This is a genomic window from Caulobacter sp. SRI_008 (genome assembly GCF_057586355.1).
In genome coordinates, this window is record NZ_JBYCZS010000001.1 from 214744 (window position 1) to 236878 (window position 22135).

General features: G+C 69.1%; 19 protein-coding genes. 12 read left to right on the forward strand and 7 right to left on the reverse strand.

From position 1 onward, the window contains the following. Window positions 1-5 precede the first annotated feature (5 nt). The 5 genes from AC2YHT_RS00995 (at window position 6) to AC2YHT_RS01015 (ending at window position 7611) form a co-directional block, all read left to right on the forward strand. Window positions 6-1583, forward strand: coding sequence for a sodium/sugar symporter (locus AC2YHT_RS00995; RefSeq protein WP_487287740.1), 1578 nt, complete (start codon window positions 6-8; stop codon window positions 1581-1583). Next, on the forward strand, window positions 1574-2491 hold the full coding sequence (locus AC2YHT_RS01000) for an SMP-30/gluconolactonase/LRE family protein (RefSeq protein WP_487287741.1): 918 nt from the start codon (window positions 1574-1576) through the stop codon (window positions 2489-2491). The genes AC2YHT_RS00995 and AC2YHT_RS01000 overlap by 10 nt, the downstream gene beginning before the upstream one ends. A gap of 17 nt (window positions 2492-2508) precedes the next feature. Then, window positions 2509-3234, forward strand: coding sequence for a FadR/GntR family transcriptional regulator (locus tag AC2YHT_RS01005; protein WP_110117987.1), 726 nt, complete (start codon window positions 2509-2511; stop codon window positions 3232-3234). Between the two features lie 105 nt (window positions 3235-3339). Then, a complete protein-coding gene (locus AC2YHT_RS01010; RefSeq protein WP_487287742.1) occupies window positions 3340-4485 on the forward strand; it encodes an efflux RND transporter periplasmic adaptor subunit in 1146 nt (381 codons plus the stop codon). Between the two features lie 9 nt (window positions 4486-4494). Further along, window positions 4495-7611 (forward strand): efflux RND transporter permease subunit, encoded by a 3117-nt coding sequence (locus AC2YHT_RS01015; protein ID WP_487287743.1) that lies wholly within the window; start codon window positions 4495-4497, stop codon window positions 7609-7611. A 62-nt stretch (window positions 7612-7673) separates the two neighbouring features. Here AC2YHT_RS01015 and AC2YHT_RS01020 read toward each other — a convergent pair whose 3' ends face one another. Then, complete coding sequence (locus tag AC2YHT_RS01020) at window positions 7674-9011, reverse strand: aminotransferase-like domain-containing protein (RefSeq protein WP_487287744.1); 1338 nt, start codon at window positions 9009-9011, stop codon at window positions 7674-7676. A 61-nt stretch (window positions 9012-9072) separates the two neighbouring features. On the opposite strand from AC2YHT_RS01020, the gene AC2YHT_RS01025 reads away from it, so the two are divergent. Then, on the forward strand, window positions 9073-9483 hold the full coding sequence (locus AC2YHT_RS01025) for a DUF983 domain-containing protein (protein WP_487287745.1): 411 nt from the start codon (window positions 9073-9075) through the stop codon (window positions 9481-9483). A gap of 73 nt (window positions 9484-9556) precedes the next feature. Beyond that, a complete protein-coding gene (locus AC2YHT_RS01030; protein WP_487287746.1) occupies window positions 9557-10021 on the forward strand; it encodes a low affinity iron permease family protein in 465 nt (154 codons plus the stop codon). 202 nt (window positions 10022-10223) lie between these two features. On the opposite strand, the gene AC2YHT_RS01035 is transcribed toward AC2YHT_RS01030, so the two are convergent. Next, window positions 10224-10535 carry a polyhydroxyalkanoic acid system family protein gene (locus AC2YHT_RS01035; RefSeq protein ID WP_110117994.1) on the reverse strand — a complete coding sequence of 104 codons (312 nt, stop codon included), beginning with the start codon at window positions 10533-10535 and terminating at the stop codon, window positions 10224-10226. 116 nt (window positions 10536-10651) lie between these two features. Here AC2YHT_RS01035 and didA point away from each other — a divergent pair, with 116 nt between their 5' ends. From didA to AC2YHT_RS01050, 3 genes are all read left to right on the forward strand, one after another. Beyond that, on the forward strand, window positions 10652-10876 hold the full coding sequence (gene didA, locus AC2YHT_RS01040; protein ID WP_487287747.1) for a DNA damage-induced SOS-independent cell division inhibitor A: 225 nt from the start codon (window positions 10652-10654) through the stop codon (window positions 10874-10876). Between the two features lie 41 nt (window positions 10877-10917). Then, on the forward strand, window positions 10918-11931 hold the full coding sequence (gene dgcA / locus AC2YHT_RS01045) for an N-acetyl-D-Glu racemase DgcA (RefSeq protein ID WP_487287748.1): 1014 nt from the start codon (window positions 10918-10920) through the stop codon (window positions 11929-11931). A gap of 230 nt (window positions 11932-12161) precedes the next feature. Further along, window positions 12162-13463: a dicarboxylate/amino acid:cation symporter gene (locus AC2YHT_RS01050; RefSeq protein WP_487287749.1), complete on the forward strand. Its 1302-nt coding sequence runs from the start codon at window positions 12162-12164 to the stop codon at window positions 13461-13463. Window positions 13464-13576: 113 nt separating this feature from the next. On the opposite strand, the gene murB is transcribed toward AC2YHT_RS01050, so the two are convergent. After that, window positions 13577-14497, reverse strand: coding sequence for a UDP-N-acetylmuramate dehydrogenase (gene murB, locus AC2YHT_RS01055; protein WP_487287750.1), 921 nt, complete (start codon window positions 14495-14497; stop codon window positions 13577-13579). Window positions 14498-14502: 5 nt separating this feature from the next. Further along, window positions 14503-15921, reverse strand: a complete 1419-nt coding sequence (gene murC / locus AC2YHT_RS01060) for a UDP-N-acetylmuramate--L-alanine ligase (RefSeq protein WP_487287751.1) — start codon at window positions 15919-15921, stop codon at window positions 14503-14505. Between the two features lie 102 nt (window positions 15922-16023). Between murC and lepA the strand changes: the two genes are divergently transcribed. Continuing rightward, window positions 16024-17832 (forward strand): translation elongation factor 4, encoded by a 1809-nt coding sequence (lepA, locus tag AC2YHT_RS01065; protein WP_487287752.1) that lies wholly within the window; start codon window positions 16024-16026, stop codon window positions 17830-17832. A 126-nt stretch (window positions 17833-17958) separates the two neighbouring features. Beyond that, window positions 17959-18432, forward strand: a complete 474-nt coding sequence (locus AC2YHT_RS01070; protein ID WP_487287753.1) for a RebB family R body protein — start codon at window positions 17959-17961, stop codon at window positions 18430-18432. Here AC2YHT_RS01070 and AC2YHT_RS01075 read toward each other — a convergent pair. Genes AC2YHT_RS01075 through AC2YHT_RS01085 form a run of 3 tightly spaced genes read right to left on the reverse strand, consistent with a single transcriptional unit; the run spans window position 18429 to window position 22026 of the window. Next, on the reverse strand, window positions 18429-19445 hold the full coding sequence (locus AC2YHT_RS01075; RefSeq protein WP_487287754.1) for a cytochrome-c peroxidase: 1017 nt from the start codon (window positions 19443-19445) through the stop codon (window positions 18429-18431). The genes AC2YHT_RS01070 and AC2YHT_RS01075 overlap by 4 nt on opposite strands. A 16-nt stretch (window positions 19446-19461) precedes the next feature. Next, entirely contained in the window at window positions 19462-19983 is a 522-nt protein-coding gene (locus tag AC2YHT_RS01080) for a homogentisate 1,2-dioxygenase (protein ID WP_487287755.1), read from the reverse strand. A gap of 12 nt (window positions 19984-19995) precedes the next feature. Next, window positions 19996-22026 (reverse strand): TonB-dependent receptor plug domain-containing protein, encoded by a 2031-nt coding sequence (locus AC2YHT_RS01085; RefSeq protein ID WP_487287756.1) that lies wholly within the window; start codon window positions 22024-22026, stop codon window positions 19996-19998. Window positions 22027-22135: the final 109 nt, after the last annotated feature.

A 22135-nucleotide genomic window follows, 5' to 3' on the forward strand; every position in this document is an offset into this window, starting at 1 on the left:
CCCACGTGAAGAACCTAGCAACCATCGATCTCGCCATCCTGGCGATATACGCCGTGGCCATCTTCGGCCTGGCGCAGTGGGTTTCCCGCGATAAGGGCGGGCACAAGAAGAACTCGACCGACTACTTCCTCGCGTCGAAGGCTCTGCCCTGGTGGGCGATCGGCGCCTCGCTGATCGCCGCCAACATCTCGGCCGAACAGATCATCGGCATGAGCGGCTCGGGCTACGCCATCGGCCTGGCCATCGCCTCCTACGAGTGGATGGCGGCCCTGACCCTGCTGATCGTCGGCAAGTTCTTCCTGCCGGTGTTCCTGAAGAACGGCATCGTCACGATGCCGCAGTTCCTGGAGCAGCGGTACGGCCCCAGCGTGCGGACCATCATGGCCGTGTTCTGGCTGGGCCTGTACGTCTTCGTGAACCTGACCTCGATCCTGTGGCTGGGTTCGATCGCCGTGCACACCGTGACCGGCATGGACCAGATGATGGCCCTGGCCGCCATCGGCGTCTTCGCCCTGGCCTACCAGCTGTGGGGCGGCCTCAAGGCCGTGGCCCTGACCGACATCGTCCAGGTGGCCCTGCTGGTCATGGGCGGCCTGATCATCGCCTGGCTGTCGCTCGACAAGATCGGCGGCGCGGGCGGCGTCATCGGCGGCTTCCACCACCTGACCACCCAGTTCCCCGAACACTTCGACATGATCCTCGACAAGGCCAGCCCGCACTACAAGGACCTGCCCGGCCTGTCCGTGCTGTTCGGCGGCCTGTGGATCATGAACATCAGCTACTGGGGCTTCAACCAGTACATCATCCAGCGCGCCCTCGGCGCCAAGGACCTGCCGGAAGCCCAGAAGGGCATCGCCCTGGCCGCCTATCTGAAGCTGCTGATGCCGGTCATCGTGGTGCTGCCGGGCATCGCCGCCCTGGTGCTGGTGCCGGGTTCGATCAAGCCCGACCAGGCCTATCCGGAGATGATGAAGCTGCTGCCGCCCGGCCTGCTGGGCCTGGTGTTCGCCGCCCTGGTGGCCGCGATCGTCGCCTCGCTGGCCGCCAAGATCAACTCGATCGCCACCATCTTCACCCTCGACCTCTACGCCAAGGCCAAGCCGCAGGCCTCCGAGCAGCACCTGGTGCTGGTCGGCCGCATCACCGCCGTCGTGGCGGTGGTGATCGGCATCCTGACCGCCAAGCCGCTGCTGGGCGGCGCCGAGCAGGCCTTCCAGTTCATCCAGGACTTCACCGGCTTCTTCACGCCGGGGATCGTGGTGATCTTCATGCTGGGCCTGTTCTGGAAGCGCGCGACCACGGCCTCGGCCCTGGTGGCCGCGATCGGCGGCGCGGGTCTGTCGGGCCTGTTCTTCTTCCTCAACAAGCTGGGCATGTTCGGCATGCCGTTCATGAACCGCGTGGGTCTGGTCTTCCTGCTGACCCTGGCCGCGGCCGTGATCGTCTCGCTGGTCGCCCCGCAGAAGAAGGAGGTCAACGTCGTGACCCTCGAGGGCGTCAGCTACAAGACGACCAAGGGCTTCAACATCGCCGGCGTGGGCGTGATCCTGATCCTCATCGCCCTGTACGCCACGTGGTGGTGATCTCCAGCCAGACGCCGGCCGCGATCATCGCGGCCGGCGACGTGCTCGGCGAGGGGCCGGTGTGGGACATCCACGCCGGCCGCCTGCTGTGGACCGACATCCAGAGCCGCCGCCTGCGCGCCTTCGACCCCGCCAGCGGCGCGGTCGAAACCTTCGCCGCCCCCGAGCGCATCGGCTCGATCGCCCTGCTTCCCGATGAGGCCGGCCGCGTCGTCGCCGCCTTCGAGACGGGCCTTGGCCTGTTCGACCTCGCCTCGGGTCAGGTCGAGTGGCTGCACCGCGTCGAGGCGCAGGCCAACGGCCGCCGCTTCAACGACGGCCGCGTCGATCGCTCGGGCCGCTTCTGGGCCGGGACCATGGTCGAGGACGAGGCCATCCGGCACCGCGCCGAAGCCAGCGTCTGGCGTCTGGACCACGCCGGCGACTTCACCGCCCACTTCGGCGGCGTGCAGATCGCCAACGGCCTGGCCTTCAGCCCCGACGGCAAGACCGCCTATTTTTCCGACAGCCCGCTGCAGACCATCTTCGCCTTCGACCTCGACGAGGACGGGACGTTGAGCAACCGCCGGGTCTTCGCCGAGGTGACCGAGGGCTATCCCGACGGCGCCACGGTCGACTCCGAAGGCTGCCTGTGGAGCGCCCGCTGGGCCGCCGGAACCGTTGTGCGCCATGCGCCCGACGGCCGCGTGCTGGAGACCCTGCACGTCCCCGCCAGCCAGCCCACCTGCGTGGCGTTCGGCGGCGATGACCTTCGCACGCTGTATGTCACTTCGGCCCGCGACGAGCTCTCGGAAGACGAATTGGTCAGACAACCGCGCGCGGGCGATGTATTCGCTTATGACGTGACCGTTCCGGGTCTGCCCGAACCACGTTACACAGGGGCGATTCGTTTCGCGTCCGACGTATAGAAAAGAAGACTTTGGCGATGCGCACCCAGCCTGGACTGAGCCTCACCTACGGCCTCGTGGAATCTCTTGGTCAGGCCATCGTCACGGGCGAATACGCCGAGATCGGCTTTCCGACCGAAGGCGAGCTGTCCAAGAAGTTCGGGGCCAGCCGCACGGTGACGCGCGAGGCGGTGAAGATGCTCACCGCCAAGGGCCTGCTCAGCGCCCGCCCCCGCCACGGCACGGTGGTCGAGCCGGAAGCCAACTGGAACCTGCTCGATCCCGACGTGCTGCGCTGGCTGCTTGAGCGCAAGTTCAGCCTGCGCCTGCTGTCGGACTTCACCGAGATGCGCCTGGGCATCGAGCCGGTGGCCGCGGCACTGGCCGCCCGCAACGCCGACGAGGCGGGCCTGGAGGCCATCCGCAAGGGCCTGGCCCGGATGAAGGCCGCCGCCGAGGGCGAGGACGATCCGCTGACCGCCGACATCGCCTTCCACATCGCCATCCTCAGCGCGACCAAGAACCCGTTCTACAGCGAGCTGCACGAGCTGGTGAACACGGCGCTGCGGATCTCGATCCGCTTCACCAACCGCATCAAGGGCCGCACGGCCTCGATCCCGTCGCACGAGGACGTGGCCAACGCCATCATCGCCCGCGACGCCGTGGCCGCCCAGACCGCCATGCAGGCGATCATCGTCGACGTGCTGGAGCTGATCCGCGCGGCCTCGGCGACCGAGGCGCAGGGCGCGCGCAAGGAAGCCTGACCCCTCCGTCTGCCCGCTGGACGCGCCTTACCCCGATTTAATTCGGCGAACCCGGTTTCTCGTCTAGAAGTCCCAGCTGGGACTTCGACGAAAAAGGGGCAGGTCGTGGGTTACGGGTTCAAGGGGTCTTTCGGGCGCACGACGGCGCTGGCCCTGGTTCTGACGGTTTCCGCCGTCGGCCTTTCCGCCTGCGGCAAGGAAAAGAAGGCCGAGGCCAAGGGCAAGAAGCCCGTGGCCGCCCAGACGGTCAGCGTCGCGCCGGTCGCCGTGCTGCCCCTGCCCCGCGTGGTCAACGCCTCCGGCACCATCTCGGCCTGGGAAGAGGTGCCGGTCGGCGCCGAGACCGGCGGCCTGACCGCCGTCGCCGTCAACGCCGAGGAAGGCCAGTTCGTCCGCCAGGGCCAGGTGCTGGTCGCCCTCAACGACACCCTGCTGCGCGCCCAGCTGCGCCAGCAGGAAGCCGCCGTCACCAGCGCCCGCGCCACCCTGGCCGAGGCCGAAGCCTCGCTGCGCCGCTCGCGCGAGCTGCAGGCCAAGGGCTTCCTGTCGGCCTCCTCGCTCGACACCGCCACGGCCAAGCAGGCCACCGCCGCCGCCCAGCTGGCCTCGGCCCAGGCCGCCCAGGGCGAGACCGCCGCCCGCCTGGCCCAGGCCTCGATCCGCGCGCCCGTCTCGGGCCTGATCGTCCGCCGCAGCGTCACCAAGGGCCAGATCGTCAGCGCCGGCAGCGAGCTCTTCCGCATCGTCCGCGACGGCCGCCTGGAGCTGGACGCCGAGATCCCCGAGACCGACCTCGGCGTGGTCAAGGCCGGCATGCCCGCCCGCATCGCCTCCGAGCAGGTCGGCCAGGCCGAAGGTCGCGTGCGCCTCGTCACCTCCGAGGTCGACACCCAGACCCGCCTGGGCGTGGCCCGCATCGCCCTGTCGTCGATGGGCGCCTTCCGCCCCGGGATGTTCGCCCGCGCCCAGATCCAGGCCGGCGACCAGGCCTCGCCCGTCGTGCCCAGCGCCTCGATCCTCTACCGCCAGAACCAGGCGGGGGTGTTCCTGATCGACGCCCAGCACAAGGCCCAGTTCCGCAAGGTCGCGGTCCTGGCCCGCACCGGCGAGGTCACGGCCGTCGACGGCGTGCAGGCCGGCGAGCGCGTGATCGTGCAGGGCGCCGGCTTCCTGGGCGACGGCGACGCGGTGCGGGTGTCGGGCGTGCTGCCCGCGCCCACCCTGCCCGCCCAGTCGGCCGCCAAGCGCTAGGGCCCGGCGATGGACACCAACAACATCTCGCGCTGGGCGATCAAGAACCCGATCCCCGTCCTGATGCTTTTCGTGATGCTGACGATCACCGGGATTTCCGGCTTCGCCAGCATGCGCATCAACAACAACCCCGACGTCGACCTGCCGCTGGTGGTGATCTCGGCCTCGCGCCCGGGCGCCGCCCCCAGCGAGCTGGAGACCCAGGTCACCCGCCTGATCGAGGACTCGGTCGCGGGCCTGGGCCAGGTGCGCCACATCACCTCGACCGTGGGCGATGGCTACTCGTCGACCATGATCGAGTTCGAGCTGGGGGTCGACCACGAGCGCGTCACCAACGACGTGCGCAACGCCATGTCCAACCTGCAGTCCGCCCTGCCGCAGGACATGCAGATCCCCAACGTCACCCGCATCGACATCTCGGGCGACCCGCTGATCACCTACGTGGTCAAGGGTCCGAACATGACGCCGGAGCAGCGCAGCTGGTTCGTCGACAACGAGGTCGCCCGCACCCTGCTGGCCATCAAGGGCATCGGCGAGGTCAATCGTCTCGGGGGCGTCAGCCGCGAGATCCAGGTCGCCCTGGATCCCGACCGCCTGTCGGCGCGCGGCGTCACCGCCGCCGCCGTCAGCCAGGCCCTGGCCAGCACCAACGCCGACCTGCCCGGCGGCCGGGTGACCGTCTCGGGCTCCGAGCGCGCCATCCGCACCCTCGGCGCGGCCGGCTCGGTGGACCAGTTGCGCGAGACCAGCATCCCGCTGTCGTCGGGCGGCACCGTGCGCCTGGGCGATCTGGGCGAGGTCACCGACCGCTGGGCCGAGCCGCGCAACCGCGCCCGCGCCGACAACCAGGAAGTCGTGACCTTCAACATGGTCCGCTCGCGCGGCGCCAGCGAGGTCAAGGTCGCCGACAAGGTCCGCGCGGCCATCGAGAAGCTCGACAAGGAGCATCCCGAGCTGACGATCACCGAGCTGACCTCGAACGTGAAGTACATTGAGGAAAGCTACTGGGCCTCGATGGAGGCCCTGATCCTCGGCGCGGTGCTGGCCGTGCTGGTGGTGCTGCTGTTCCTGCGCGACTGGCGGGCCACCTTCCTGGCGGCCGTGGCCATCCCGCTGTCGCTGCTGCCGACCTTCGCGATCATGGCCCCGCTGGGCCAGTCGCTGAACGGCGTCACCCTGCTGGCCCTGTCGCTGACCGTGGGCATCCTGGTCGATGACGCCATCGTCGAGATCGAGAACATCGTCCGCCACATGCGCGGCGGCAAGTCGCCCTACAACGCGGCGATGGAGGCCGCCGACGAGATCGGCCTGGCCGTGGTGGCCACCACCTTCACCATCGTAGCGGTGTTCGCCCCGACCGGCTTCATGCCCGGGATCATCGGCCAGTTCTTCAAGGCATTCGCCCTGGCCGCCTGCATCTCGGTGCTGTTCTCGCTGCTGGTCGCCCGCATGCTGACGCCGCTGATGGGCGCCTACATGCTCAAGCCGCACCACAAGCCCGACACCGACCCGTTCTGGATGCCGGGCTATCTGCGCGCCCTCAACTGGTCGCTGCGCAACAAGTGGAAGGTGCTGATCATCGGCTTCGTCAGCTTCGCCGCGTCGCTGGCCCTGATCCCGCTGCTGCCGTTCGAGTTCCAGCCGGCGGCCGACCGCGGCCGCGCGCCGTTCTCGATCGAGCTGCCGCCCGGCTCCACCCTCGACGAGACCGACGCCATCGCCCAGCGCGTCTCCCGCGAACTGAAGGCCCGTCCGGAAGTGAAGAGCGTCTACGCCTCGGTCGGCAACGACGGGGTCAACAAGGCGCGCGTCACCGCCGACCTGGTGCCCAAGGGCGAGCGGATGAACCAGCAGCTGTTCACGCGCCAGATGGTCGACCAGTTCAAGGCGATCCCCGGCGCCCGCATCGGCGCGGGCAGCAACAGCGGCGGCGGCCCCGGCGACGGCGGCAGCTACACCCTGCGGCTGGTCGGCGACGACGGTCCCGAACTCGAAGCCGCGGCCCGCAAGGTCGAGGCCGAGATGCGCACGGTCCCGGGCCTGGCCAACGTGGTCAACACCGCCTCGATCGCCCGTCCGGAGATCATCGTCACCCCGCGTCCCGACCAGGCCGCCCGCATGGGCGTCTCGGCCGGCGCGATCTCGCAGGCCGTGCGGGTGGCGACCATCGGCGACGTCGACCAGTCGCTGCCAAAGTACAATCTGGGCGACCGCCAGGTGCCGATCCGCCTGCGCCTGACGCAGAACGCGCTCGAGGACCTGTCGGTGCTGGAGACCCTGAAGATGCCCTCGTCCAGCGGAGCCTCGGTGCCGCTGAACGCGGTGGCCGACATCCGCTTCGGCGCCGGTCCCTCGCAGATCAACCGCCAGGACCGCTCGCGCGTGGCCGAGATCACCGCCGAACTCGACGGTATCGTGGTCGGCGACGCCTCCAAGCGGGTGCACGCCCTGCCCTCGGTCAAGTCGCTGCCCAACGGCGTCAAGGAAGTGGCCGCCGGCGACGCCGAGTTCATCGCCGAGATGATCTCCGGCTTCGTCATGGCCCTCGTGACCGGCCTGCTGCTGATGTACGTCGTGCTGGTGCTGCTGTTCCGCAGCTTCGCCCACCCGGTGACCATCATGGCCGCCCTGCCGCTGGCCATCGGCGGGGCCTTCGCCCTCTTGAAGCTGGTCAACAGCAGCTTCTCGATGTCGAGCCTGATCGGCATCCTGATGCTGATGGGCATCGCCGCCAAGAACTCGATCCTGCTGGTCGAGTACGCGATCATGGCGATGAAGGGCGGCATGACCCGGCGCGAGGCCCTGATCGACGCGGCCCACAAACGGGCCCGGCCGATCCTGATGACCACCGTGGCCATGGGCGCGGGCATGGTGCCGGTCGCCGTCGGCTTCGGCGCCGACGTCGAGTTCCGGGCCCCGATGGCGATCACCGTCATCGGCGGCCTGATCACCTCGACCTTCCTGTCGCTGCTCTACATCCCGGTGGTGTTCGTGTTCATGGACCAGGTGAAGAACTGGTCGAACAAGCAGATGGGTCGGTTCTTCCACCACTCGCACCACGCGCCGGCGCCGACCGGCGAGGCGGCCCCCGCCGGCCACGCGCCGCAAGGACCGCTGGTCGACTGAGCCGGCCAAGAACGATCGAAGGGGCGGACTTCCGGGTCCGCCCCTTTTTCGTGCCCGCGATCCTAGGCCAGACGCCGCAGGGCCGAGGCCAGCACCGCTCGCTTGCCCGGCGCGCCCAGCGACAGCCGCGCGCCATCCATAGCGGTTCCTGGGGCGACGATGCCGGGCGCGGCGAACAGGGCGGCGGGCGCCAGCGACAGTCCCTCGGGCGCCAACGCCTCCACCCGATCCAGCCAGACGTGGAGGCAGCCGGCCGGGCCAATCGCGCGCGGCAGGATCTCGGCGGCCAGGGCGCGCCGGGCCAGCGCCTCGGCCCGCACCCCGGCCAGGATCGCCTGGGCCGTCCCCTCGCGGATCCAGGCCGTCGCCACCGCCGCCATCAGCGGCGCGGGCATCTGGCACAGGGCGTGGCCGGCGGCGGCTAGGCGCTCGGCGGCGACCGCATCGGGCGCGGCGACGTAGGCGATGCGCAGGCCCGGCGTCAGGGCCTTGGCCAGGGTCGCCACGTGCCACGTCCACTCGGGCGCTAGGCGGGCCAGGGCCGCCGGCGCGGGTTCGGGCAGCCGGCCATAGGCGTCGTCCTCGACGATGCGGACGCCGGCCCGAGCGCAGACCTCGACGATCGCCGCGCGCCGCTTGGAACTCATCGTCGCCGTGGTCGGGTTCTGCCAGGTCGGGGTGACGACCACGAGCCGCGCGCCGCTCTGCGCCAGACGCTCGGCGAGGGCCTCGGGGACCATCCCCTCCCCATCCATCGCACAGGCGACGGCGCGCGCGCCGCGCGCGGCCAGGGCCGCCAGCAGGCCGGGATAGGTCAGGGCCTCGACCACCACGGCGTCGCCCGGCGCGGTCTCCACCGCCAGGATCGCCGACAGCGCCGCCTGGGCGCCGGCGCAGACCACGACCCGTTCGGGATCGACAGGACCCAGGCCCGGCGCCAGCCAGGCCGCCCCCGCCGCCCGCTGCGCCAGCGAGCCGGGGCCGGCGTGATAGGCCATCAGGGTCGCAGGATCCGTGCGGGCCAGCACCGCCGCCGTCGTCTCGCGCAGCAGAGCGGCCAGCGACAGGCCCTCCGGCTGCGGCGGCAGGTTCATCGACAGGTCGACGCGCCCGGCCTCCTCCTCGCCCGCCCGCCGACGCACGAAGGTGCCGCGCCCGGCCGTGCCCTCCACCAGCCCCTGCTCGCGGGCCAGGGCGTAGGCGCGGGTGACGGTGGTGAAGTCGACGCCCAGCAGGCCCGCCACCGTCCGCTGCGGCGGCAGCTGCTCGCCGGCCGACAGCTCGCCGTCGGCGATGGCGCCGCGCAGGGCCTCGAACAGCCGCCGGTAGATCGGCCCCTCGCCCGCGGCCACGCGCCGCAGCCAGGCCGCCCCCGCCGGAAGATCCCTTGCGTCGCCCATCATTGATCCATACATTTACAGAACAATGTATGGATCAATTTTCGGATTGTAGGTAGGGGTCATGACGCCCGCTGACGAGTTTTTCGATCCGCCGCCGGTGATCAGCGGCCTGCGCCAGCGCTGCCCGCGCTGCGGCGAGGGCAAGCTGTTCAAGGGTTTCCTGGCCCTGGCCCCGTCGTGCGACCGCTGCGGCCTGGACTACGGCTTCGCCGAGCCGGCCGACGGCCCGGCCTTCTTCGTGATGAGCGGCGTCGGCATCCTGGTCACCTTCGTCTTCGCCTGGGTCGAGGTCGCCTACCACCCGCCGGTCTGGGTGCACTTCGTCACCACCTTCCCGGCCCTGATCGTCGGGTGCCTGGCCACCCTGCGGCCGGTGAAGGCCTGGCTGGTGGCCGCCCAGTTCGTCAACAAGGCCGAGGAAGGCAAGTTCGAGAGCCTGGGCCGCCACGACCACGATCCCAGAAGGCTCTGAAGCAGGCTCTGAAGCAGGCGCTGAACGAAGCCGGCCACGGCGGCGTTTGACTGCAAAGCGCCTGGAGCCCGCCGTGGAAAAGTTCTTCGCCAAGTTCGCCAACGCCACCGCCCAGGTGACTGGCCGCCCCGTCACCTTCCTGGCCTGCCTGGGCCTGGTGATCCTGTGGGCGGTGTCCGGGCCGGTGTTCAAGTTCTCCGAGACCTGGCAGCTGGTGATCAACACCGGCACCACGATCATCACCTTCCTGATGGTGTTCCTGATCCAGAACACCCAGAACCGCGACAGCGAGGCCGTCCAGGCCAAGCTCGACGAGCTGATCCTGACCTCGACCGCCGACAACGACTTCGTCGGCATCGAAAAGCTGTCGGAGAAGGAGCTCGACGCCTACCACGCCCAGTGCAAGGCGGCCGCCGAGCGGGCCCACGACCGGCTGGAGAAGGTCACGGCCCTGCGCGAGAAGAAGGGCAAGGCGACGCCCGCGAAGAAGCCCGCCGCCAAGGCCGCGCCCCGCAAGCGGGCGGCCGCGAAGGGATAGAGCCGTTAAGCCCCTCTCCCATAGGGAGAGGGAGGGGCCCGCCGCGAAGCGGTGGGAGGGTGAGGGGTTTCACCGCTTGCCGGCAAATCCACGCCTCACCGAAGCCGTACCTTGTCCGGAGAGAATGTAACCTCTCACCCTCCCACGCCTTCGGCGCGGGCCCCTCCCTCTCTCAAAGAGAGAGGGGTTAAAGCGCCGCGCCCTACTTCTTCTCCAGCAGCAGCGTCCCCTGCTTCTTGACCTGCCCCGTGATCTTGCCGGCGATCATCCCCAGGAACCCAGGCAGAACGACCTCGACCAGCACCACATTGGCCGCGACGTTGAGCTTCCCGGTGATGGTCTGGCCCATGATCACGGCAGAGAAATCCATCACGTCGTCGCGCCAGGCCTTGGTGACGTTGGCCAGGCCGCCGGGGATCTGGGCGCCCAGCTGCTCGAAGCCGCTCTCGATCCGCCGCTTGGCCTCGGCCACGCCGAGTTCGTGGGGGATGTTGATGGTGACCGGCTTCGACATGGGAACTCCAGAAGGACGTATTTCGCCCCAGACATAGGGACGACATGGCAGTTCGACTATACGTCCAGTTCTGACGCATCCAAGGCGCAGGTTCGGCAGCGTCCACGGAGGAAGCCATGACCGACATCGCCATGACCCAGTACTTCGACGCCCCCGTCCGCACCGCCCGCCGCGTGCGCGCCGGCCGCCCGGGACGTCCGACCGGGATCTGGGGATCGATCTCCTACGCCGGCGTGCTGCTGGTCTGGGCCGGCCTGTTCGTGATCCGCCCGCGCCTGGCCCTGCAGGTGATGGTCCAGCGCCGCGCCGACTCGCCGATCCCGCGCTTCGACAAGCGCTGATCCCTCTCGCAAAAGCGCTCGAACGGCGCCAAGCCAGGGACATGAGCCGTCTCGTCGCCGTCCGCCCCGTCAGCCACCCGCTCGCCGCCCCGTTCCGCATCTCGCGCGGGGTCAAGACCGCCGCCGAGGTCGTGGTGGTCGAGATCGCCGAGGGCGGCCACATCGGTCGCGGCGAGAGCGTGCCCTACGCCCGCTACGGCGAGACGGTCGCGGGCGTCGAGGCCCAGCTGGCCCCCGCCGCCCGCCTGATCGCCATGGGCGCTGACCTTTCCGAAGCCCTGGCCCTGCTGCCGGCCGGCGCCGCGCGCAACGTCCTCGACTGCGCCATCTGGGACCTGCGGGCCAAGACCACCGGCGTCTCGGTCACCACGAGCACCGGCCTCGCCGTTCCGCCGTCCCTGGTCACCGCTGTCACCGTCAGCCTCGATACGCCAGACGCCATGGCCGCCGCCGCCCGCAAGGTCGCCGACGCACCGCTGATCAAGATCAAGCTGTCGGCCGAAGACCCCGCCGCGCGCCTGGCCGCAGTGGCCCAGGCCGCCCCCGACGCCGCCCTGATCGTCGATCCCAACGAGGGCTGGACCTTCGAGATCCTGCGCGGCCTGGAAGACCAGCTGTCGCGCCTGAACATCGCCCTGGTCGAGCAGCCCCTGCCGGCCGGCGAGGACGCCGCGCTTGAGGGCTACACCCCGCCCTTCCCGATCTGCGCCGACGAGTCCGTGCACACCGCCGCCGACCTGCCGGCCCTGCGCGCGCGCTACCAGGCCGTGAACCTGAAGCTCGACAAGTCCGGCGGCTTGACCGAGGCGCTGTCGATGCTGCGCGCGGCCAAGGATCTCGGCTTCACCCTGATGACCGGCTGCATGGTCGCCTCGTCCCTGGCCATCGCCCCGGCCCTGCACCTGGCCGCCGACTGCGCCTTCGCCGACCTCGACGGGCCGTGGTGGCTGAAGGAAGACCACCCGGGCGGCCTGCGCGTCGAGGCCGGCCGGATCGTGCCGCCGGCCGCCGGGTTCTGGGGGGATGCGATCGACGCCGAGGGGCTTTGGCTCTGAGACGATAAACTCGTCCACCTCCCCCTTCTCTCCCGTCATTCCCGCCCTTGTGGCGGGAACCCCTGGTTCAGATCGCACGTGAAGCGCCAGCGGCGTGCCGAGCACGCCGCCCCTCCTGCCCTTGCGGCTGACAGAGGGGTTCCCGCCACAAGGGCGGGAATGACGGGAGTTTAGGATGGTCGGGAATCGCCCCCTTGACCGCCCCCGCATAACACCGTGCTCTCTGCGGCATGACCGACGCCCTCGCCGACGCGCCGCCTCCGCCCTCGCCCCCTGGCCGCAGGAACCCATTTCAGGTCTGGTTCGGGATCTCGCTGTGGAAGCGGATCCTGGCCGCCCTCGTGGTCGGGGCCGTGGTCGGCTATTTCTGGGGCGAAGGCGCCACCAGCCTCAAATGGATGGGCGAGATCTTCGTGCGGCTGATCCGCATGATGGTGGCCCCCCTGGTGTTCGTGATTATCGCCTCGGGCGTGGCCCAGCTGGGCGACGCCAAGCGGCTGGGCGGCATCGGCGTCAAGACCATCGCCATGTACGTGCTGACCACCCTGATCGCGGTGACCATCGGCCTGATCATCGCCAGCCTGCTGGGTCCCGGCGTCGGCGCCGATCTGCACAACGCCGCCCCCCAGGCGGTGGCCACGCCCAAGTCGCCGGCCGAGCTGTTCATCGGCATCGTGCCGCTCAACCCGATCAAGGCGTTGGCTGAAGGCGAGACCCTGGCGATCATCTTCTTCGCCGTGCTGGTCGGGGCCGGAGTGATCGTGGCGGGCGAGAGTGGCGAGCCGGTCGCCAAGCTGCTGGCCAGCGCCAGCGAGGTGATGCTGCGCATCGTCGGCTTCGTGATGGAGGCAGCCCCGTTCGGGGTGTTCGCCCTGATCGCCGTGGTCATGGGCACCAACGGGCCCGAGACCTTCCTGCACGTGGCCAAGCTGGGGGTCTGCGTGATCATCGGCGCGGCCATCCAGACCTTCGTCACCCACGCCGCCGTGGTGCGGCTGGGGGCCTGGCTGCCGCTGGTGCCGTTCTATCGCGGCTGCATGGACGCCATCCTGGTCGGCTTCTCCACCTCGTCCAGCTCGGCGACCCTGCCGGTGGCGATCCGGGTGGCGGAAGACAATCTGGGCATCAAGCCGTCGATCTCGTCGACCGTCCTGCCGCTGGGGGCGACCATCGGCATGGACGGCACGGCCATGTACGTGGCCATGCTGACCCTGTTCGCCGCCCAGGCCTTCGGCGTGCCCCTGACGCTTGCCGACTACGCCCTGGTGGCGGTGACGACCACCATCGTGGCCATGGGCGTGGCGCCGGTGCCGTCGGGCTCGCTGTTCGTGCTGGCGGCGGTGCTGGCCACGATCGGCATCGGCCCGACCCAGACGGCGATCATCGTCGGCTTCATCCTGCCCTTCGACCGCATCCTCGACATGATCCGCACCGTGCCGAACGTGACCTGCGACCTGTCGATCGCCACGGCCGTGGCCCGGTGGGAGAAGGAGATCGACGTGGAGGAGTATCTGTCGAAGAAGGACGTGTGAAGCCCCCTCCGGCCCTCCGGGCCACCTCCCCCAGAGGGGGAGGATCTACTTGTGCGACCTCAGATGCTCCCCCTCTGGGGGAGCTGTCGCGGAGCGACTGAGGGGGCCGGCCGTCAGGCCGGGCGCCCAATCCGCTTGATTTCCCAGTCCAGCTGGACGCCGGTCTTGGCCAGCACGTCGGCGCGGACGGTGTCGCCCAGGCCTTCCAGGTCGGCGGCCGTGGCCTCGCCGGTGTTGATCAGGAAGTTGCTGTGCAGGGGGCTGAACATCGCGCCCCCCTCCTTCCCACTTACGGAGAACAGCTTGCCGCGCCAGCCGGCCTCGTCGACCAGCTTCCACGACGAGTGACCCGGCGGGTTCTTGAAGGTCGAGCCGCCGGTCTTTTCGCGGATCGGCTGGGTGGTCTCGCGACGCGACGTGATCTCGGACATGCGGGCCTTGATCGCGGCCGGTTCGTCGACGGTTCCCTCGAACACGGCGCTCAGAACGATCAGGTCCGTGCCCTGGATCGCGCTATGCCGATAGGTGTGCTTCAGGTCGTCGTCTCCCATCAGGAAGACCTTGCCCTTGCGGTCCATCACCGTCGCGGTGGCGATGATGTTGGTGGTCTCCGAACCGTAGCAGCCGGCGTTCATGACCACCGCGCCGCCGACAGTGCCAGGAATACCGGCGAAGAACTCCAGCCCGGCGATCCCGAACTCGGCCGCCTTACGCGCCACGACCGCGTCGGGCACGGCGGCCCCCGCATGAATGCTGACGTCGTCCAGCTTGCGGACGTCGTTGAAGCCCTTGCCCAGCCGGATGATCACGCCCTCGACGCCGCCGTCGCGGACCAGCAGGTTGGAGCCGACGCCGATGGCCATGACCGGCACGGCCGGATCCAGGGCCTTCAGGAAGTCGGCCAGGTCCTGCTCGTCGGCCGGCAGGAACACCACGTCGGCCGGCCCGCCGACGCGGAACCAGGTGAACGGGGCCAGGGCCTCGTCGATCAGCAGCTTGCCGCGAACGGCGGGGAGGTTGGTCTTCCAGGTCATTGACGTTACTTCGCCAGCGCTTCCAGCTGGCCCGGCAGGGCGTAGGCCCAGGACGTGATGTCCCCGGCCCCCAGCAGCACCACAAGGTCGCCGCTCGTGGCTTCGGCCGCGATCAGGGCCGGCAGGGCCGCCGGGCTTTCCAGCGGCAGGGCGCGGCGGTGGCCGAACTTCTTGAGGCCCTCGACCAGATGGTCGCGGTCGACGCCCTCGATCGGCTGCTCGCCGGCCGTATAGACGTCGGCGACGACCACGGTGTCGGCGTCGTTGAAGCAGCTGGAGAACTCGGTCATCAGGTCGCGCAGGCGGGTGTAGCGGTGAGGCTGGACCACGGCGATCACCTTGCCCTGGCTGACCGCCCGGGCGGCCTTGAGCACGGCGGCGATCTCGACCGGGTGGTGGCCGTAGTCATCGACCACGCGGATCCCGTTGGCCACACCCGTGGTCGTGAACCGGCGCTTGACCCCGCCGAACCCGGCCAGGCCGGCGCGGATGCTGTCGGCGTCGACGCCCAGTTCGCGGGCCACGGCCACGGCGGCGGTGGCGTTGAGCACGTTGTGGTGCCCGGCCATCGGCATCTTCAGGCCCTCGTAGCGGACCTGATCGCCCTCCAGCGGCGAGATGACGATGTCGAAGCTGGCCCCCTCGGGACCCATCTCGACGTTGGAGACACGGACTTCGGCCTGCGGGTTGGTCCCGTAGGTCACCAGACGGCGGTTCTCGATCCGCGAGGTCAGGGCCTGCACTTCCGGATGGTCGGTGCAGACGGCGGCGAAGCCGTAGAACGGGATGTTCTCGATGAAGTCCTGGAAGCCGCGCTTGACCGCGTCGAAGTCGCCCCAGTGGTCCAGGTGCTCGGCGTCGATGTTGGTGACGATGGCCACCGTCGACTTCAGCTTCAGGAACGAGCCGTCGCTCTCGTCGGCCTCGACGACGATCCAGTCGCCCTCGCCGACCTTGGCGTTGGTGCCGTAGGCGTTGATGATGCCGCCGTTGACGACCGTCGGGTCCAGGCCGCCGGCGTCAAGCAGGGCCGCCACCATCGAGGTGGTCGTGGTCTTGCCGTGGGTGCCGCCCACGGCGACCGAGAACTGGAGCCGCATCAGCTCGGCCAGCATCTCGGCGCGGCGGACCAGCGGCAGGCGCTTGTCGCGGCCGGCGACCATTTCCGGGTTATCGGCCTTCACCGCCGTCGAATAGACGATGGCCGAGGCGCCTTCGACATTGGCCGCGTCATGGCCGACGAAGATGCGCGCGCCGAGCTTCTCGAGCCGCTCGGTGTTGGCGCTGGCTTTCGCATCGCTGCCCTGCACGGTGTAGCCGATGCGGATCATGATCTCGGCGATGCCGGACATGCCGATGCCGCCGATGCCGATGAAGTGCACGGGGCCGAGTTCGAAGGGGACGGGTCGTCGACGCTGGATCATCGGGTCGGATTAGACGATTTGACGCCCGCCGTGAACGGGGTCGATGACGCAAACCCGTCACGGCCCCTCGCGAAGCGGATCAAATGTGATAGACGCACGCGCATGAGCTCTACGCCCCTGGATAAAATCCGCAATTTCTCGATCGTGGCCCACATCGACCACGGCAAGTCGACGCTGTCCGATCGCCTGATCCAGACCACGGGCGGCCTGACCGCGCGGGAGATGAGCGCCCAGGTTCTCGACAACATGGACATCGAGAAGGAGCGCGGCATCACCATCAAGGCGCAGACCGTGCGCCTGAACTACAAGGCCAATGACGGCGAGACCTACGTCCTCAACCTGATGGACACGCCCGGACACGTCGACTTCGCCTATGAGGTGTCGCGCTCGCTGGCCGCCTGCGAGGGCTCGATCCTGGTCGTCGACGCCTCGCAGGGCGTGGAAGCCCAGACCCTGGCCAACGTCTACCAGGCCATCGACAACAACCACGAGATCGTTCCGGTCCTCAACAAGGTCGACCTGCCGGCCGCCGACGTCGAGCGGGTCAAGGCCCAGATCGAGGACGTCATCGGCCTGGACGCCTCGGACGCCGTCGAGTGCTCGGCCAAGACCGGCATCGGCATCCCCGACGTGCTGGAAGCCATCGTCAAGCGCCTGCCCGCCCCCAAGGGCGACCGCAACGCGCCGCTGAAGGCCCTGCTGGTCGACGCCTGGTACGACGCCTATCTCGGCGTGGTCGTGCTGGTGCGGATCTTCGACGGCACGCTGAAGGCCGGCCAGCAGGTTCGCATGATGCAGACCGGCGCCACCCACCGCATCGACAAGGTCGGGGTGTTCACCCCCAAGGCCACCGATGTCGCGGAACTGGGTCCGGGCGAGGTCGGCTTCTTCACCGCCTCGATCAAGGAAGTGGCCGACGCCGCCGTCGGCGACACCATCACCGACGAGAAGAAGCAGACGGCCGAAGCCCTGAAGGGCTTCAAGGAAGTCGTGCCGGTGGTGTTCTGCGGCCTGTTCCCGGTCGACGCCGCCGACTTCGAAGACCTGCGCGCCGCCGTCGGCAAGCTGCGCCTCAACGACGCCAGCTTCACCTACGAGATGGAAAGCAGCGCGGCGCTGGGCTTCGGCTTCCGCTGCGGCTTCCTGGGCCTGCTGCACCTGGAGATCATCCAGGAGCGCCTGTCCCGCGAGTTCGACCTCGACCTGATCGCGACCGCCCCTTCGGTGGTCTACAAGATCAAGATGCGCAGCGGCGAAGAGATCGAGCTGCACAACCCGGCCGACCTGCCGGACGTGATGCAGATCGAAGAGATCGCCGAGCCCTGGATCAAGGCGACGATCTTCACCCCGGACGAGTTCCTGGGCGGCGTCATCAAGCTCTGCCAGGACCGTCGCGGCATGCAGCGCGAGCTCAGCTACGTCGGCAGCCGCGCCATGGTCGTCTACGACCTGCCGCTGAACGAGGTGGTGTTCGACTTCTATGATCGCCTCAAGTCGATCTCGAAGGGCTACGCCAGCTTCGACTACGCGCTGGAGGACTACCGCGCCGGCGACCTGGTGAAGATGTCCATCCTAGTCAACAGCGAGCCGGTCGACGCCCTGTCGATGCTGGTCCACCGCAGCCGCGCCGAAAGCCGCGGCCGCGGCATGTGCGAGAAGATGAAGGACCTCATCCCGCAGCACATGTTCGTCATCCCGATCCAGGCGGCCATCGGCGGCCGGATCATCGCCCGCGAAACCGTCCGCGCCCTGCGCAAGGACGTGACCGCCAAGTGCTACGGCGGCGACGCCTCGCGTAAGCGCAAACTTCTGGACAAGCAGAAGGAAGGCAAGAAGCGGATGCGCCAGTTCGGCAAGGTCGAGATCCCGCAGGAAGCCTTCATCGCCGCCCTGAAGATGGACGAGGATTGATCGGCGGGAGGGCGTCGCCCTCCTCTGCCTTGTGCGAAATTTCCTATTTCGTAAGCCGCGGCCATTCGTAATGGATGAGCCGCGGCTTTCGTTTTGAAGGTCGCCCGTCCCAGCAGGAAGACGACCATGGCCTTCCCTACCAACGTCAACGATCAGATCACCGACTCGGTCAGCCAGGTGAACACCAAGGTGCTGGGCGACACGCCCGCCATGGCCATGGGCAACCTGTTTGTGGCCGTGAGCCAGGCGCTTTCGAACGCCGCGCACAACGCGACGAACAACCAGCAGCAGTCCAACGTGACGATGCAGGCCTCGACGACGCAAGGCGTCAGCACGCTGCTGTCGGTCGACACCGCCAGCGCCGGCGAGGCGACCCGGAATATCCTTGGCGCCGCCCCGCCTGCACCGCCGAGCGCCCCTTCCGAGGCGGCGCTAGAACAGGCGCTCCAAGCCGCCCGGGCGGCGGAGGAAGCGGCGATGCACGCGGCGATGGAAAAGGTCGAGCAAGCCACCGCAGCCGCCGAGGCGGCTGCCCAAGCCGCCATGGAGGCTGCGGCAGCCGCGATCGCCTCCGCAGTGGGGACCGATCCGGAAGACTAGGGCCCGCACCCAGGCTTAGGCAGGGAAAACCGTGGAGCCGTCACGAAGCTCTCGTCGGTCAGCGTACCCAGAAAGTCGACAAGCTCCGCCACCTCGTGATCCTCCAGCCGCATCGCCGCGCGATGCCGACGGATGGCCGCCTCCAGCGTCGGCGCGGAGCCGTCGTGCAGGTAGGGCGCGCTCAAGGCGACGTTGCGCAGGGATGGCGTGCGGAAGCGCCCCGTGTCGGCGGCCTTGCCGGTGACGTCGGCCAGGCCCTGGTCTCCGGCAAACGGGGCGTCAATGCGGTGGAAGCGGACCTTCTCGGCGTCTGTGAACAGAGGGCCCGCGTGGCAGCCGGCGCAGGTCGCCTTGAACAGCCGCTCGCCGCGCTGGACTTGAGCCGGCACGGCGACCGCCTCGCCCCGGCGGCGCTGGTCGTAAGGACTGTCGAACGAGACGAGCGTGCGCTGGAAGGCTGCCAGGGCCTTGGCGATCGTGGTCATGGTCACCGCCCCGCTCGCCTCCGGAAAGGCGTCGGCGAACATCCGGCGATAGCAGGCCTGGCCGGCCAGGCGCGCGGTCAGCACCGCCTCCTGGCCCGCGAAGCCCATCTCGACCGGCTTGGTCCCAGTGATGGGGATCAAAGCCTGATCCTCCAGCCGCTTCACGCCGGGATCACCCCAGGTCAGGGCGCGGAAATAGCCGACATTGGCCAGCGTCTGGATGTTGCGCCGCCCCGGATCGCCGTGGACACCGGGATGGGTGGCGTTGCCGTCGGTGAAGCCGCGCCGCTGCTCGTGGCAGGTCGCGCACGACATGGTCCCGTCGATCGACAGGTCGGCGTCGTAGAACAGCTTGCGGCCCAGGGCGACCTTGGCGTCCGACATCGGGTTGTCGGCGGGGACCGGCGGCGGGGCGACGCCCGGCGGCAGTTTCCAGTCGAAGCCCGACAGGACGGGCGGCGCGAAGGCGGCGGTCAGCAGCAGGCCGGCCGCCAGGGCCAGGACCTTGCCGCAGAGATCGAGCCGCACGCCCCGCACTCCCCGATCAGGGCTTGCGCGCGACGAGGATCGGCAGGCTCGCCTCGGCGTTGGCCGAGATCTGCACCACGTAATCGCCAGGCGTCAGGTCGAAGGTCACCATCTTGCGCACGGTCGAGCAGGCAGGGCCTCGGCCGTGAGCAGTCGAGCGCTGGGCCTGCCCGTCCTTCAGCAGGTCGATCCAGGCGCCGGCGCCCAGGGCGATGACGTAGGACCCCGCCGTCTCGACCTTCAGCGAGAACAGCCCGCCCTTGCTGACCGTGCCGCCCGGCTTTTCCGGCTGGACGACATAGGTCACCTCCGGCGTCGGCGACAGGGTGGCGGCATAGGCTTGGCCGGGAACCAGCGCCGCCTTCTGCAGATCGGCGGCCGAGGTCGCCGCAGCCAGCGGGGCCTTGGTCGGCCAGGCGGCCAGATCCGCCGGCAGGTCGGCGTCGCGGGCGGCGCAGGCCGGCTCGGCAGGCGTCTGGGCGAAGGCGGCGGGACCGGCCAGGGTCAGACCGGCGGCCAGGAGAACGACAAATTGCATCGGCATTGCTCCTTAGAACCGGACGCGCAGGTCGGCGCGGAAGTTGCGGCCTTCCTCGGGGAAGCCGTCGACCAGCTGGTACTTCTGGTCCAGCAGGTTGCGGGCCCCGACCACCACGTCGATCTTCGGCGTCACCGCCACCTGGGCCGTCAGATTGGCCAGGATGTAGTCGCCGGTGCGGTAGTAGCGGGCCGGGCTGACCAGCGAGCTGGAGGTCACCGTCCAGCGCTTGGACGCCGCCTCGACGCTGGGCGTCACGGTCAGGCGGTCGCTGAGCGTCCAGTCGGCATAGACGAACAGCTTGTGGGTCGGCACGCCCGTGGGGCGGAAGGCGGCGTTGGTCGGGTCGGTCAGCTCGCGGTGCAGATAGGTGTAGTTGCCGCCGAAGGTCAGCTTGTCGCTCGCCTTGAACGTCGCCCCGCCCTCCAGGCCGTAATACTCGCCGTCGCCGGCGTTCTTGGTCTGGTTGACCGTGCCGTAGGGCGCGCCCAGGGCCACTGGGATCAGGATCAGGGCGTCGCGCACATCGCTGTAGAACACCGCCCCCTCGATCTTCAGTAGCGGGGTGAAGTCGACGGCCGCGCCCAGCTCGTAGTTCACCGCCCGCTCGGCCTTGATGTCCGGGTTGGGCACCACCGTGCCGAAGCGCGAGCTGTAGCGCTCGAACAAGGTCGGGAAGCGGGCCCGCGACGAGACGCTGCCATGCAGCTGGACGTCGGCGATAGGCCGCCAGACCAGGGCCGCCTGGCCGTTCCAGGCCACGTCGTCGGTCAGCGGGTAGAAGACGAAGGCGCCCGAATTGTAGTCCTGGGCTTGCTTCAGGTCGCGGCGGTCGCGCGAGACGCCCACCACCAGATCGACCTTGTCGCCGAACCGCTGGGTGTCCTCCAGAGCGAGCGACGTGGTGTCCTCGGTCACCGTCTGGCGCGGCTCGACCAGGGCCGGCGCGAAGGTCTGCTGCCACTCGACGTGCTTGTCGCGACGGTAGAAGGCGGCGGCCTTCAGGGTGTTTGAGGCGGTGACGTCGACGTCCAGCTCCAGGTTCCCGCCATAGGCCAGGTCGTCATAGTAGGAGCGGAAGGCGCGCCCCAGGGTCTGGCTGTTCTGGCGGGCGTTGTCCCACGAGTAGAGGGCGTTCTCGAAGCTGTTGCGGTAGAAGCGCGTCTTCAGCCACGCATTGTCGGCGATCTTCGTCCGGGTCAGCAGGGCCAGGCTGTCGAGGTTCCAGTAGGGCCAGCTCCAGTAGCGGGTGCTGGCCGTGTCGGTGACGTGATAGGGCGCGTTCTTCTCGCCCTCCTGACGGGTGTAGGTGATCGAGTATTCGTCCGTGGCGTTGGGCGTGAAGCCGGCCTTGAGATTGACCCGCCAGTCCTCGCTTTCCGAGTGATCGCGGTTGCCGCCGTTCTCGAGCGTGGTGGCCGTGTAGTCGTCCGGCAGCTTCCAGTGGGTGCGCTCGTTCCGAGCCCCGCTGATCTGGGCGTAGAAATGATCCGAACGGCCGCCGACCCGGCCCGAGACGCTGTTGCCGTTCAGCGAGCCGTCGCCGTCGAGGCCCACGCCCAGCCGCACCTCGCCCTCGAAGGGCGCCGAGGGCTTGCGGGTGACGAGGTTGATCGCCCCACCCAGACCGCCCGGCCCGTCGAGCACCGAGACATAGCCCTTGGAGACCTGAACCTCGGAGAGGTCGGCCGTGAGAAAGCGGGCGAAGTCGATGCGGTTGTCGGCCGGCAGGAACACCCGCACGCCGTCGATCGACAGGGTGGTCTGGAAACGGTCGAAGCCGCGGATGAACACCAGGCGCTCGTTACGCGAGCCGCCGCTGTTTCCCGCCGCCGCGCCGGGGATCAGATCCAGCGCCTGATCGACGCTGGCCTTGTCGAACTTGCGCAGGTCTTCGCCCGAGACCTTGGCCCCGCCGACCGTCTCGCCAGCCGCGTTGCGCGCGGTCACCTGCACCTCGCCCAGGGCGTAGACATCCGATCCCTGGGCGTGGGCGACGCCGGCCAGCAGCGTGCCGGCGAGAAGCGCGGTTCGAAACAGCATTGAGATCCCCTCGTTATGCAGTCACGGTACATATCGATTCGAGCTCGTCCTGGCCTTGCAGATTTTCTTCCAGACGCCCCTTCGGTCGAAATGCTACCCATCGCGGCGC

What these genes read in the sequence shown, in the direction of transcription:
- AC2YHT_RS01005 (WP_110117987.1), top strand. Translation starts at nt 2,509, where the DNA reads ATGCGCACCCAGCCTGGACTGAGCCTCACCTACGGCCTCGTGGAATCT.
- AC2YHT_RS01015 (WP_487287743.1), top strand. Translation starts at nt 4,495, where the DNA reads ATGGACACCAACAACATCTCGCGCTGGGCGATCAAGAACCCGATCCCC.
- AC2YHT_RS01020 (WP_487287744.1), bottom strand. Translation starts at nt 9,011, where the DNA reads ATGGGCGACGCAAGGGATCTTCCGGCGGGGGCGGCCTGGCTGCGGCGC.
- AC2YHT_RS01025 (WP_487287745.1), top strand. Translation starts at nt 9,073, where the DNA reads ATGACGCCCGCTGACGAGTTTTTCGATCCGCCGCCGGTGATCAGCGGC.
- AC2YHT_RS01035 (WP_110117994.1), bottom strand. Translation starts at nt 10,535, where the DNA reads ATGTCGAAGCCGGTCACCATCAACATCCCCCACGAACTCGGCGTGGCC.
- didA (WP_487287747.1), top strand. Translation starts at nt 10,652, where the DNA reads ATGACCGACATCGCCATGACCCAGTACTTCGACGCCCCCGTCCGCACC.
- dgcA (WP_487287748.1), top strand. Translation starts at nt 10,918, where the DNA reads ATGAGCCGTCTCGTCGCCGTCCGCCCCGTCAGCCACCCGCTCGCCGCC.
- AC2YHT_RS01050 (WP_487287749.1), top strand. Translation starts at nt 12,162, where the DNA reads ATGACCGACGCCCTCGCCGACGCGCCGCCTCCGCCCTCGCCCCCTGGC.
- murB (WP_487287750.1), bottom strand. Translation starts at nt 14,497, where the DNA reads ATGACCTGGAAGACCAACCTCCCCGCCGTTCGCGGCAAGCTGCTGATC.
- murC (WP_487287751.1), bottom strand. Translation starts at nt 15,921, where the DNA reads ATGATCCAGCGTCGACGACCCGTCCCCTTCGAACTCGGCCCCGTGCAC.
- lepA (WP_487287752.1), top strand. Translation starts at nt 16,024, where the DNA reads ATGAGCTCTACGCCCCTGGATAAAATCCGCAATTTCTCGATCGTGGCC.
- AC2YHT_RS01070 (WP_487287753.1), top strand. Translation starts at nt 17,959, where the DNA reads ATGGCCTTCCCTACCAACGTCAACGATCAGATCACCGACTCGGTCAGC.
- AC2YHT_RS01080 (WP_487287755.1), bottom strand. Translation starts at nt 19,983, where the DNA reads ATGCAATTTGTCGTTCTCCTGGCCGCCGGTCTGACCCTGGCCGGTCCC.
- AC2YHT_RS01085 (WP_487287756.1), bottom strand. Translation starts at nt 22,026, where the DNA reads ATGCTGTTTCGAACCGCGCTTCTCGCCGGCACGCTGCTGGCCGGCGTC.